Consider the following 12,144-nt stretch of genomic DNA (forward strand, 5'->3'; position numbering starts at 1 on the left):
GCTTCTTTGTATCTGGCGGAGTGAGAGGGATTCGAACCCTCGATAGAGCTTTTGACCCTATACTCCCTTAGCAGGGGAGCCCCTTCGGCCACTCGGGCATCACTCCGGGGTGTTCTCCGCGTCTGGTGCGTTGCACCTCAGCGGGGCGTGAATCATAACGTTAATCGAGTGCGAAGGTAAAGCGTTATTCGGCAGAATTTTCGCTACCGGTACCACCGGCTTCGTCACCGCGCTGGATGCGCTGGTAGATCTCTTCGCGATGCACAGCGACGTCCTTCGGCGCGGTGATGCCGATACGCACCTGGTTACCCTTGACGCCAAGCACGGTGACGCTCACCGAGTCACCGATCATCAGGGTTTCGCCGACGCGGCGAGTCAGGATCAACATTTTTGTAAGTCTCCATGGAACCGTGTGGAAGGGTATCCCCCACCGGCTTGACGCTCCGTCAAGAAGCGCTACCACGACAAAGGGAAAAGATTCGCAATGGTACCGTCAGCCGTCCCGCTCCTACAAGGAGGGGGACGGCAGGGTTCATCACAGGCGGGGGCTGACCCATTCGACGACTGCAGCCAGCGCAGTGGCAAGGGCGGGCCCGTCCTCGCCACCACCCTGGGCGAGGTCCGGGCGTCCGCCGCCCTTGCCCCCGATCTGACCGGCGATATGGGACAACAGTTCCCCGGCCTTGACCTTGCCCATTGCGCTGCCGTTCACACCCGCGACCAGGGCGGCCTTGCCGTCCTGGGCACCGGCCAGCACGATCACCGCGTTGCCCAGCTGCTGCTTGAGGCGGTCCACGGCGTCGCGCAGGGCCTTGGCGTCGAAGCCCTCCAGGCGGGCCGCCAGCACCTTCACACCGGCGACCTCGACGGCCTGGCCGGACAGGTCGGCCGTGGCGCCGGCGGCAACCTTGGCCTTCACGGCTTCCAGTTCGCGCTCCAGCTGCTTCTGGCGCTGGCCGAGGGCTCGGATCTTCTCGACCACGTCGGCGGCGCTGCCGCCGAGCAGGTCAGCGGCCTCGGCCAGTCGGGCCTCTTCAGCGTCCACGTAATCCAGGGCACCCTGGCCGGTGACCGCTTCGATGCGGCGCACGCCGGCGGACACACCGCCCTCGGAGGTGATCTTGAACAGGCCGATGTCGCCGGTACGGTTGACGTGGGTGCCACCGCACAGCTCGGTGGAGTAGTCGCCCATCTTCAGCACGCGCACGTGCTCGCCGTACTTTTCACCGAACAGGGCCATGGCACCAAAGTCCAGGGCCTCCTGCATGGCCATGGTGTGCACTTCGGCAGCGTTGTTGGCACGCACCTGCTGGTTGACCTTGCGCTCGATCACCGCCAGTTCTTCGGCGCTGATCGGCTGGAAGTGCGAGAAGTCGAAGCGCAGGCGGTCCGGCGCCACCAGCGAGCCCTTCTGCTGCACATGGGTGCCCAGCACTTCACGCAGGGCCGCGTGCAGCAGGTGGGTGGCCGAGTGGTTGAGGATGGTGGCGCCACGGCGCTCGCCATCGACCTGGCCGGCCAGCACGTCGCCGACCTTCAGGCCACCTTCGGACAGGGTGCCGACATGGCCATGGAACTGACCAGCGAACTTCTGGGTATCGTCCACCGCCAGGCGGACGCCGTTGCCGGTCAGCACGCCGGTATCGCCGACCTGGCCGCCCGACTCGGCGTAGAACGGGGTCTTGTCGGTAATCACGATCACCGCGTCACCGGCATCGGCCGACTGCACCGGACGACCGTCCTTGAGCAGGGCCAGCACGGTCAGCCCATCGGCCTGCAGACGGTCATAGCCGAGGAACACGGTCGGGCTGAGGGTGGCCACCAGCTCGGCCGGCAGGGTCACGCCGCCGCCGAACTTGCCGGCCGCACGCGCGGTCTCGCGCTGCTGCTCCATCGCCGCATCGAAGCCGGCGATGTCGACGGTCAGGTCACGCTCGCGGGCGATGTCCTGGGTCAGGTCGAGCGGGAAGCCATAGGTGTCGTACAGGCGGAAGGCGTCGACGCCCGGAATCACGCCAGCGCTGGCCTTGCCCGCGACGTCCTCGAAGATCTTCATGCCGGCATCGAGGGTCTCGGCGAAACGCTCTTCCTCGGCCTGCAGCGCGCGGGTGACGGTGTCCACCGCCGCCGGCAGTTCCGGATAGGCCTCGCCCATCTGCTCGACCAGGGTCGGCACCAGCTTGCTGAAGAACGGCTGGCGCACGCCCAGCATCCAGCCGTGGCGCAGGGCGCGACGGATGATACGGCGCAGCACGTAACCACGGCCTTCGTTGGACGGCAGCACGCCGTCGACGATCAGGAACGAACAGGCGCGGATGTGATCGGCGATCACCCGCAGCGACTTGTTCTCCAGGTCGGCGGTGCCGGTCAGCTCGGAGGCCTTGCGGATCAGTGCCTGGAACAGGTCGATCTCGTAGTTGGTATGCACGTGCTGCAGGATCGCCGCCAGGCGCTCCAGGCCCATGCCGGTATCCACGCACGGCGCCGGCAGCGGCACCAGGGTGCCGTCGGGCTGGCGGTCGAACTGCATGAACACCAGGTTCCAGATCTCGATGAAGCGGTCACCGTCCTCATCCGGGGAACCCGGCGGGCCACCGGCGATGTGGTCGCCGTGGTCGTAGAAGATCTCGGTGCACGGGCCGCACGGGCCGGTGTCGGCCATCTGCCAGAAGTTGTCCGAAGCGAACGGCGCGCCCTTGTTGTCGCCGATGCGCACGATGCGCGCTTCCGGAATGCCGACCATGTCGCGCCACAGCGCGTAGGCTTCGTCATCGGTCTGGTACACGGTGACCAGCAGGCGCTCGGCCGGCAGCTTCCAGACCTGGGTCAGCAGCTCCCAGGCCCAGGCGATCGCGTCCTTCTTGAAGTAGTCGCCGAAGGACCAGTTGCCCAGCATTTCGAAGAAGGTGTGGTGGCGTGCGGTGTAACCGACCTGGTCAAGATCGTTGTGCTTGCCGCCCGCGCGCAGGCAGCGCTGGACGTCGGCCGCACGCACGTAGCTGCGCTTCTCCGCGCCAAGGAACACGTCCTTGAACTGCACCATGCCGGAGTTGGTGAACAGCAGGGTCGGATCATTGCCCGGCACCAGCGGCGCCGACGGCACGATGGTGTGGCCTTTGCCCTTGAAGAATTCAAGGAAATCGCTGCGGATCTGGGAAGTCGTGAATTTGGCGGATGCGTTCATTGGGGGCTGGCAGTCTGCGGGCCGGCGGACCCGGACCACCGGCCGCGTTGGCCAGGGTCGCGACGGACCGCCGAAAACCTAAAGGGTATCAGGCCCGGCGCCGCCAGTCTCAGTCATCCGGGTCGTAGCGGGTTGCCCGGCGGATGCTGTCGCCGTCGAAACCCCGCCGGGCCAGCAGATCGGCGGCCTTGCGCCGCTGCGTCAGGTCCTGCGGGCCGGCCTCACCGAAGCGTCGGCGGACCAGATCACGGGCATTTTCCTGCCAGTCGCCCTCATAGCTGTCCATCGCGGCGGCGATTGCCGCGCTGTCCAGACCATGGGTACCCAGTTCGGCGCGGACATGGATCGGGCCATAGCCGGTGTTGGCACGCATCCGCACCAGGTTCTCGGCAAAGCGGGTGTCATCCTGCCAGCCGGCCTCGGTCAGCTTGGCGACAGCGGCCTGTGCGGCTTCGTCTTCGATACCGCGCGCGGTCAACTTGCGGGTGAGTTCCTTGCGCGAGTGCTCACGGCGGACCAGCAGGCCCAGTGCCCGTTGTACGGGAGTCTGCTCGCGTGGCCGGCGCTTGCGGCCAGTAGGAATGTCTTCGGCGTCGGACATCGGTACTCCAAGGGTGGCGCCGTCCGTGGCGCCCTGCCCATCCCTGGGCGATTCGAACCTGCGGGACAGGGCAACGTCACTGACGGCGCCGCCCTGCCCCACAGCAAGCCTTACTCGTCGTCGCCGTCGTCGTCGCCTTCCTCGCGGGCCGCTTCGGCCGGCTGGAACTTCTCGCGCAGCTCGGCTTCGAGCTTGGCGGCGACGGTCGGGTTGTCGCGCAGGTAGCCGCGGGCGTTGTCCTTGCCCTGGCCAATGCGCTCTTCACCGTAGCTGTACCAGGCGCCGGCCTTCTCGACCAGCTTGGCCTCCACGCCCATGTCGATCAGTTCGCCTTCGCGGCTGATGCCCTCGCCGTACAGGATCTCGGTGATGACCTGCTTGAACGGCGGCGCCAGCTTGTTCTTGACGACCTTGATCTTGGTCTGGTTGCCGATGATCTCGTCGCCCTTCTTGATCGCGCCGATGCGGCGGATGTCCAGGCGGACCGAGGCATAGAACTTCAGCGCGTTGCCGCCGGTGGTGGTTTCCGGGCTCTGACCCGGCATCATCACGCCGATCTTCATGCGCAGCTGGTTGATGAAGATCACCAGGGTGTTGGAGCGCTTGATGTTGCCGGTCAGCTTGCGCAGCGCCTGGCTCATCAGGCGGGCCTGCAGGCCCGGCAGCTGGTCGCCCATCTCGCCTTCGATTTCGGCCTTCGGGGTCAGCGCCGCGACCGAGTCGATCACCAGGATGTCCACTGAGCCCGAACGGACCAGCATGTCGGCGATTTCCAGCGCCTGCTCACCGGTATCCGGCTGCGACAGCAGCAGATCGTCCACGTTCACGCCCAGCTTGCCGGCGTAGATCGGATCCAGCGCGTGCTCGGCGTCGATGAAGGCCGCAGTGCCGCCCATCTTCTGGCACTCGGCGATGGCCTGCAGGGTCAGCGTGGTCTTGCCCGAGGATTCCGGCCCGTAGATCTCAACGACACGGCCCTTCGGCAGGCCGCCAATGCCCAGTGCGATGTCAAGCATCAGCGAGCCGGTCGGGATGGCTTCAACGGGCTCGACCACGCGGTCGCCCATGCGCATCACCGAGCCCTTGCCGAACTGCTTCTCGATCTGGCCCAGAGCTGCAGCGAGGGCGCGCTTCTTGTTCTCGTCCATCGGAGGGGTCCTTGCAGAGGTGGAATCGTTGGAGGTGCTGTCTTTGGGGGTCTTCTTTGCCATGGGCTCACTTTAAGTCGGACGTATCGCACAGGCTGAGATTCTGCCCGGCGCTCTGAAAAGAATTATCGGACATCCGTACCAACCTCAGTGGAACCAGAGAATCGCCACAAAAGACCGCGGGGTAATGCACTGTGGAACAGGTCAACGGTTGGGCCGCAGCAGGCCGCAATAGAGGCCTTCGATGGCGAAGTCCTGGTCCGGCAGCACCTCGATCGGCTTGTAATCGGGGTTGCGCGGCAGCAGGCGGATACGGTCCTTGGCGATCTTCAGCAGCTTGACTGTGATCTCGTCATCGATGCGTGCCACCACGATCTGCCCGGAATGGGCGTCGCGGGTGCGGTGCACGCCGATCAGGTCACCGTCGAAGATGCCCTCGTCGATCATCGAATCGCCCTGCACTTTCAGCAGGTAGTCCGGGGCCGGCGAGAAGAACACCCGGTCCAGCACCACGAAGTCATCAGAGCCGATGTCAGCGCCGATCGGCAGGCCGGCCGCGACCCGGCCCAGTACCGGCAGGCGCAGGACGCTGTCAGGCAGCCCCGGCTCGGCCAGCTTCTCGACCGCGGGGGCCTGCACCAGACGGATGCCGCGGGCCTGGCCCGGAATGCGACGGATCGCACCGGCCTGCTCAAGGGCTTCCAGGTGGTACTGTGCCGCGCGTACGCCCTTGAAGCCGAACGCACGTGCGATTTCCGTCTGCGACGGCGGTGCGCCTTCGCTCTCGATACGCTCGGCGATCAACTGCAGGATCGCCTGCTGGGTGTCGGTCAGGTCCATGGTTAGTAGTATTACTACTAATATCCGGGACTGCAAGTGCCGGGGGCGACAGACAGACGATGAGGTGATCTGTCGTGCCGAGCCATGCTCGGCAAGCGCGCGGATGCGCGGTTGGCCGGCAAAAAGCAAGAGCAGCAGCAGACGCAGCCGACCAGCGGTCGGCTCTACGGGAATCGCTGCGCGATTCCGCGGTTCCCTTTGGGAACCGCTGCGGCAAGCACACTACGTGTGCTTGCCGCTTCTCCAGATCGAAAACAGGATCCACACGCCGCAGAAGCCGGCGCCGATGAAGCCGCACACGCCCAGCGCCAGCAGCCAGCGGCTGGAAACGCCGCCGACGCTGTGCATCACGATCGACGAGCCGATGATCAGTGCGGCCGTGACGATGCCCATCACCAGCCGGTTCGCGGCGCGGTTGACCTGCTCGCCGAAGCCCTGCAGCGCGCTGGTTTCCACTTTCAACTGCAGCCGGCCACGACGCGCTGCCTGCACCAGTTTGCGCAGGTCGCGCGGCAGTTCACCGGCAAAATCGACCAGGCCCAGCAGGCTGCGCCGGCCGCGCTTGAGCAGCGCCCTGGGTGCGTAGCGTTGCAACACCACGCGTTCAAGGAACGGGCGCGCAGCGCTGGCCATGTCGAAATCCGGATCAAGCTGCCGACCCATGCCTTCCAGGGTCAGGAAGGCCTTGATCATCAAGGCCAGATCGGCCGGCAGGGTCAGGCTGTAGCTACGCAGCAGCTGGGTGATGTCGCCCAGCATCAGTCCGATGCGCAGGTCCTTCAGTGGCACGCCGCGATACTGGTCAACGAACTGGCTGATGTCGTGCTGCAGCCGGTTCTCGTCCACTTCCACGCCACCGGCCCAGTCCAGCAGCACGTCGGCCACACCCTGCGGGTCCTGTTCGACCAGGCCGTGCAGCAACTGCGCCACCTGAAAACGGCGCACCTCGGACAACGCGCCGACCATGCCGAAATCAATCACGCCGATGCGGCCGTCGCGCAGGTAGATGATGTTGCCCGGGTGCGGATCGGCGTGGAAGCTGCCGTCCTCGAGCACCATCTTCAACACGATATCGGCGCCGCGTCGGGCCAGTTCGCGGCGGTCCAGCCCCGCCGCATCGACGCCAGCCAGATCACGGCCGGGAATGCCGTCGACGAAGTCCTGCACGTTCAGGCTCTCGCAGGTCCACTGCCAGTGCACGCCCGGGATCAGGATGTCGTCACGGCCGTTGAAGTTGCGCGCGATGCGCTCGGCGTTGCGGCATTCGGCAGCGAAATCCAGTTCGCGGCGCAACGACACGGTGAACTGCTGCACGACCTCGGCCGGGCGGTAGCGACGCAGATCCGGCAGGCGGGCTTCAACGATCTCGGCCAGCCGCGCCAGCAGGCGCAGGTCGGCCTCGACCACGTCACGGATGCCCGGGCGGCGCACCTTCAGTACCACTTCCCGGCCGTCATGCAGGCGCGCCCGATGGGCCTGTGCCAGCGAGGCGGCGGCCATCGGCGTTTCATCAAGGAAGGCGAACACCTCGCCTGGCGCGGCGCCGAGGTCAGCCTCCAACTGCGCGCGGATCTCGGCATACGGCAACGCGGGCACCGCGTTCTGCAGCTCGGACAACTCGGCGATCCACTCCGGGGGCAGCAGATCCACGCGCGTGGCCAACACCTGGCCAAGCTTGACGAAGGTTGGGCCCAGATCCTGCATCGCGCTGCGCACACGCACCGGCGCGGTCATCCGCAGCAGCTCCTGGCGGTCCTCGTTCCAGTGCAGCAGGCGCCCTGCCCGCTCCAGCGTGGTGGCCAGCCCGATGCGCCGCACCACGTCGCCGAAGCCGTAGCGGATCAGGACGACGGCGATTTCCTGCAGTCGGCCCAGGTCACGGACCGTGCCCAGCGTTTCCCACATCATGCGTGCTCCGGACGATTACCGGAGCAGCATGTCACAGCTGGGCGTCGATGCCGCGCAACGCCGCCGCCACGGTTTGCCGGCGGATGGCTTCGCGGTCGCCATCGAACTGGAACAACTCGGCGCGGGCGTAGCCGCCACGGCGCTTCCAGCCGATCCAGACGCTGCCCACCGGCTTGTCCGGGCTGCCACCGCCCGGGCCGGCGATGCCGGTGACCGCCACCGCGATGCCGGCACCGGAGTTGACCAGGGCGCCGGACACCATCTCCAGCACGGTCTCACGGCTGACCGCACCAAACTGCTCCAGGGTCTGCGCGCGCACTCCAAGCAGGCGTTGCTTGGCCTCGTAGCTGTACACCACCATGCCGCAATCGAAGAACGCCGAGGAGCCGGCGACATCGGTCATGCATTTGGCGATCCAGCCGCCACTGCAGCTTTCGGCGGTCACCAGCTGCAGCGAGGCCTGCTGCAGGCGCTGCCCAAGCGCGGCGGACTGGGCGTTGAGATCGGCGTCGGTGGGGATGGACATCGGCATGACGGTGGGGTGAAGAACCTGCACGTTGTACCGCAGATGACCGGTTGATGTCGCGCGCCGCAGCAATGGCAGTCGCCGGACATGGCCCGGCGCTACCTCACCACTCCGGCAGCTTCTCCGGCAACAGGGCGCGGATCGGTGCACCGTCGGCACTGGCGGCCAGCTTCTCAGCCTCGGCGATCGGCAGGTCGACCTGCAGCAGCCAGCCTTCCTCATCGGCCTGCTCGCTGCGGATCACTTCCAGCTGGTGCAGGCGCGCGCGCAGGCGGCCGGCATCCGGCGGCAGGCGCAGCTCGCCGGTAACGTGCTGCAGGCCCAGGCGCTTGCCCAGCACTGCCTGCAACAGCTCCAGGCCCTGCCCGTCGCGTGCGGAAATCCACACACGTTCACGTCGCGATTCGTCGGGCACGCCGTCCTGACCGTCGTGGCGGACGTCGGCGCCGTCGATACGGTCGATCTTGTTGAACACCAGCAGCTGCGGCAGATCGCCGGCGCCAACCGCAGTCAGCACCTCGTCCACCTGCGCGATGCGTTCCTCGCGATGGGGGTCGGCGGCATCGACCACGTGCAGCAGGAAATCGGCCTCGCGCGCCTCGGACAGCGTCGAGCGGAACGCGGCGACCAGATCGTGCGGCAGGTCGCGGACGAAGCCCACGGTATCGGCCAGCACCACGTTGCCACCCGGCACCGCGATACGGCGCACGGTCGGGTCCAGCGTGGCGAACAACTGATCGGCGGCGTAGGCCTCGGCGCCGGTCATCGCATTGAACAGCGTCGACTTGCCGGCGTTGGTATAGCCCACCAGAGCCACACGCGGCAGTTCGCTGCGCACACGGGCACGGCGCATCTGGGTGCGCTGCACCTCGACCTTCTCAAGCCGCTTCTGCAGCTGCTCGACGCGCTTCTGCAGCAGGCGGCGGTCGGTTTCCAGCTGGGTTTCACCAGGGCCACGCAGGCCGATCGAGCCGCCGCGCTGGCGCTCCAGATGGGTCCAGCCACGCACCAGCCGCGTCGCCAGGTGGCGCAGCTGGGCAAGTTCGACCTGCAGCTTGCCCTCGTGGCTGTGCGCACGCTGGGCGAAGATGTCCAGAATCAGGCCGGTACGGTCGATCACCCGGCGTTCCAGGAACCGTTCCAGGTTGCGCTCCTGGCCCGGGCTCAACGCATGGTTGACCAGGATCAGGTCGGCCCCGCTGGCATCGGCCGCCGCCTTGATCTCGTCCAGCTTGCCGCTGCCGATCAGGGTCGACGGGTTGGGACGGTCCAGGCGCGCGGTGATCGTCGCGGCGATGCTGGCCCCGGCCGAGCGGGCCAGATCACCGAACTCTTCCAGCACATCGTCTTCCAGCTTGCCAAAATGCGGCTGGATCAACAGGGCGTGTTCGCCCTTTTTCGAGCGGTCAAACATTCACCGCTCCGGTCTTACTCGTCTGCTTCATCACCTGCCTGACCACCTTCACTGGACTGCACATAGCCGCCACCCGGGCCCACCTTCACGTTGCGTGCCGGCACCACCGTGGAAATGGCGTGCTTGTAGACCATCTGGCTCACCGTATTGCGAAGCAGGACCACGAACTGGTCGAACGACTCGATCGTGCCCTGCAGCTTGATGCCGTTGACCAGGTACACCGAAACCGGCACGCGCTCGCGCCGCAGTGCGTTCAAGAAAGGATCCTGCAGCGATTGCCCCTTGGACATTGCACACTCCTGATTATTGTTCTTATTGGGTTGCCGACGGTTTGCCACGGCCCCCGAGCCGCCCGCCGACCGATGATGTTACACGGCTGGCGGGGGTTCAGCGTGCGACGAAGGTCGACACCGCCTCGGCCAGTCGCTCCTGGTCGATGTGGGGGTCGAACCAGCGCGCATCAAGCTCGCCGCGCAGCCAGGTCAGCTGGCGCTTGGCCAACTGGCGGGTGGCGAAGATCGCCTTGTCCCGGAAGCGGGCCGGGTCGCCCTCCCCGTCCAGATGCTCCCAGGCCTGGCGATAGCCGACCGCGCGCACCGCCGGCAGGTCCAGGGGCGCCTCGACCGCGGCCATTTGCGGCATCGCGCGCAACGCGCGGACCTCGTCGAGGAAGCCCTGCTCCAGCATGGCGTCGAAGCGGGCCTCGATGCGCTGGTGCAGCACCGCACGCTCTCGCGGCGCCAGGATCAGCTTCAGGGTACGCACCGGCAACGGCGCCACACCCGGCCGGCGCTGCCATTCGCTGATCGGTGTGCCGGTGAGACGGTAGACCTCCAGCGCCCGCTGGATGCGCTGCGGGTCGGTGGCGTGGATGCGCGCGGCGGCAGCCGGATCGACATCGGTCAGCTCCGCATGCAATGCCGCCCAGCCCCGTTCGGCGGCCTCGGCGGCCAGCACCGCACGCGTCTCCGGATCGGCCTCCGGCATCGGCGACAGGCCCTGCAGCAGGGCCCGGAAATACAGACCGGTGCCGCCGGCCAGGATCGGCGTCCTGCCGCGCGCCACAATATCGGCCACCACCCGGCCGGCATCGGCCGCGAATTCGGCCGCCGAGTAGGTCTGCCACGGATCACGCAGGTCCAGCAGATGGTGCGGCGCCTGTGCACGCTCGGCGGCATCGGGCTTGGCCGAGCCGATATCCAGATGGCGGTAGACCAGCGCCGAATCGACGCTGACGATTTCGCCATCCAGCTGCCGGGCCAGCGCGATCGCGGTGGCGGTCTTGCCGCTGGCGGTCGGCCCCATCACGGCGATCGCCAGCGGGCGCCGGTCGATGCCCATCAGTCTTCGTCCGGCCAGCGGATCGTCGGCGTGGCGTCGGCGCGCGGCGTCGGCACCGCATCGACGGCCTGCCAGATCTTCAGCGCATCGACGGTGGCGGCCACATCATGCACGCGCACGATGCGGGCACCCCGCTGCACCGCGATCAGATGCGCCGCCACCGAGGCCGCCACGCGTTCGGAGGGCGTGTCGCGGCCGGTCAGTTCGCCGAGGCTGCGCTTGCGCGACAGGCCGGCCAGCATCGGAACGCCCAGCTCCAGGAAGCGCTCCGAGCGCGCCAGCAGGGTCAGGTTGTGGGCGGTGGTCTTGCCGAAACCGAAACCGGGATCGATCAGCAGGTTCTTCCTGGCGATGCCGGCCATCTCGGCAGCGAACAGGCGCTGGACCAGGAAGCCATGCACCTCGGCGACCACGTCGTCGTAGTGGGGGTCGGCCTGCATATGGCCCGGCTCGCCCTGCATGTGCATCAGCACCACTGGCACGCCGGCGTCGGCAGCCGCTTCCAGTGCGCCGTCCTGGCGCAGGCCGAAAATGTCATTGATCATGCCGGCGCCGGCGGCCACCGCTGCGCGCATCACCTCCGGCTTGAAGGTGTCGATGCTGATCGGCACGGCGCTGCGCGCGGCCAACTGCTCGATCACCGGGATCACCCGGCGCAGCTCCTCCTCCACCGATACCGGCGCAGCGCCCGGACGGGTCGACTCGCCGCCGATGTCGAGCAGGTCGGCGCCCTCCTCGACCAGCTTCAGGCCGTGGGCGACCGCGGCCTCGGTGCTGTCGTGCGCGCCGCCATCGGAGAACGAGTCCGGGGTGACGTTGACGATGCCCATGACCCGGGCACGGTCCAGGCGCAGGATGCGGCCGGCGCAATCGAGCTGGGGCGACGTATCGAACATGGGTGATCCTGCTGGGACAACGGCGGGTAGTTTAGTTCGGCAGGGCGGCGCCCTGCACCCGCAGCGGCAACAGCCACCGCCACAGCAAGAGCTGAAGCAACAGCAGAAGCCGGTTTCCTGAGGGATGGCGCGGTGGGTCCGGTTGCGGGAGACGCCGTAAACCCCCCTCCGGGGTCCGGCCCAGCCGCCGGCGGCTGGGCGTTCGGGCGCTTGCGAAGCAGTGCTTCGCAAGCAAAGCGCCCTCACCCATGGGGGCTTGGCCGCGGCATCCATGCCGCGGACACTC

At 67.2% G+C, this 12,144-nt stretch carries 11 protein-coding genes and 1 tRNA gene; all 12 read right to left on the reverse strand.

Going from position 1 to position 12,144, the window contains the following annotated elements; all coding sequences use genetic code 11:
* Positions 1–13 precede the first annotated feature (13 nt).
* The 12 genes from C9412_RS17645 to folP all read right to left on the reverse strand — a co-directional run bounded on the left by C9412_RS17645 (position 14) and on the right by folP (position 11,858).
* Positions 14–106 (reverse strand) — tRNA-Ser (locus C9412_RS17645).
* Between the two features lie 78 nt (positions 107–184).
* A complete protein-coding gene (gene csrA / locus C9412_RS17650) occupies positions 185–388 on the reverse strand; it encodes a carbon storage regulator CsrA (protein ID WP_004152909.1) in 204 nt (67 codons plus the stop codon).
* Between the two features lie 147 nt (positions 389–535).
* Positions 536–3,184 (reverse strand): alanine--tRNA ligase, encoded by a 2,649-nt coding sequence (alaS, locus tag C9412_RS17655; protein ID WP_107232814.1) that lies wholly within the window; start codon positions 3,182–3,184, stop codon positions 536–538.
* Between the two features lie 109 nt (positions 3,185–3,293).
* Positions 3,294–3,785 carry a recombination regulator RecX gene (gene recX / locus C9412_RS17660; RefSeq protein WP_005409024.1) on the reverse strand — a complete coding sequence of 164 codons (492 nt, stop codon included), beginning with the start codon at positions 3,783–3,785 and terminating at the stop codon, positions 3,294–3,296.
* 110 nt (positions 3,786–3,895) lie between these two features.
* Positions 3,896–4,933, reverse strand: coding sequence for a recombinase RecA (gene recA, locus C9412_RS17665; RefSeq protein ID WP_057498318.1), 1,038 nt, complete (start codon positions 4,931–4,933; stop codon positions 3,896–3,898).
* Positions 4,934–5,137: 204 nt separating this feature from the next.
* Positions 5,138–5,773, reverse strand: a complete 636-nt coding sequence (gene lexA, locus C9412_RS17670) for a transcriptional repressor LexA (protein ID WP_057498317.1) — start codon at positions 5,771–5,773, stop codon at positions 5,138–5,140.
* 222 nt (positions 5,774–5,995) lie between these two features.
* Positions 5,996–7,678, reverse strand: a complete 1,683-nt coding sequence (gene ubiB, locus C9412_RS17675; RefSeq protein WP_107232823.1) for a 2-polyprenylphenol 6-hydroxylase — start codon at positions 7,676–7,678, stop codon at positions 5,996–5,998.
* A gap of 34 nt (positions 7,679–7,712) precedes the next feature.
* Entirely contained in the window at positions 7,713–8,207 is a 495-nt protein-coding gene (locus C9412_RS17680; protein WP_107232824.1) for a nicotinamide-nucleotide amidohydrolase family protein, read from the reverse strand.
* 103 nt (positions 8,208–8,310) lie between these two features.
* Positions 8,311–9,621, reverse strand: a complete 1,311-nt coding sequence (gene hflX, locus C9412_RS17685) for a ribosome rescue GTPase HflX (RefSeq protein WP_049445660.1) — start codon at positions 9,619–9,621, stop codon at positions 8,311–8,313.
* Positions 9,622–9,635: 14 nt separating this feature from the next.
* Complete coding sequence (gene hfq / locus C9412_RS17690; protein WP_057498314.1) at positions 9,636–9,911, reverse strand: RNA chaperone Hfq; 276 nt, start codon at positions 9,909–9,911, stop codon at positions 9,636–9,638.
* Between the two features lie 97 nt (positions 9,912–10,008).
* Positions 10,009–10,962: a tRNA (adenosine(37)-N6)-dimethylallyltransferase MiaA gene (gene miaA / locus C9412_RS17695; RefSeq protein ID WP_107232815.1), complete on the reverse strand. Its 954-nt coding sequence runs from the start codon at positions 10,960–10,962 to the stop codon at positions 10,009–10,011.
* Positions 10,962–11,858, reverse strand: coding sequence for a dihydropteroate synthase (folP, locus tag C9412_RS17700; RefSeq protein ID WP_107232816.1), 897 nt, complete (start codon positions 11,856–11,858; stop codon positions 10,962–10,964). Before folP ends, miaA begins: the two co-directional genes overlap by 1 nt.
* Positions 11,859–12,144 lie beyond the last annotated feature (286 nt).

This window comes from Stenotrophomonas sp. Nf1 (assembly GCF_003028475.1).
GTDB lineage: Bacteria > Pseudomonadota > Gammaproteobacteria > Xanthomonadales > Xanthomonadaceae > Stenotrophomonas.

Excerpts from the sequence above, each read along its gene's own strand:
- hflX (WP_049445660.1), bottom strand. The coding sequence starts at position 9,621 with ATGTTTGACCGCTCGAAAAAGGGCGAACACGCCCTGTTGATCCAGCCG.
- alaS (WP_107232814.1), bottom strand. The coding sequence starts at position 3,184 with ATGAACGCATCCGCCAAATTCACGACTTCCCAGATCCGCAGCGATTTC.
- hfq (WP_057498314.1), bottom strand. The coding sequence starts at position 9,911 with ATGTCCAAGGGGCAATCGCTGCAGGATCCTTTCTTGAACGCACTGCGG.
- csrA (WP_004152909.1), bottom strand. The coding sequence starts at position 388 with ATGTTGATCCTGACTCGCCGCGTCGGCGAAACCCTGATGATCGGTGAC.
- miaA (WP_107232815.1), bottom strand. The coding sequence starts at position 10,962 with ATGGGCATCGACCGGCGCCCGCTGGCGATCGCCGTGATGGGGCCGACC.
- lexA (WP_057498317.1), bottom strand. The coding sequence starts at position 5,773 with ATGGACCTGACCGACACCCAGCAGGCGATCCTGCAGTTGATCGCCGAG.
- folP (WP_107232816.1), bottom strand. The coding sequence starts at position 11,858 with ATGTTCGATACGTCGCCCCAGCTCGATTGCGCCGGCCGCATCCTGCGC.
- C9412_RS17680 (WP_107232824.1), bottom strand. The coding sequence starts at position 8,207 with ATGTCCATCCCCACCGACGCCGATCTCAACGCCCAGTCCGCCGCGCTT.
- recA (WP_057498318.1), bottom strand. The coding sequence starts at position 4,933 with ATGGACGAGAACAAGAAGCGCGCCCTCGCTGCAGCTCTGGGCCAGATC.
- recX (WP_005409024.1), bottom strand. The coding sequence starts at position 3,785 with ATGTCCGACGCCGAAGACATTCCTACTGGCCGCAAGCGCCGGCCACGC.
- ubiB (WP_107232823.1), bottom strand. The coding sequence starts at position 7,678 with ATGTGGGAAACGCTGGGCACGGTCCGTGACCTGGGCCGACTGCAGGAA.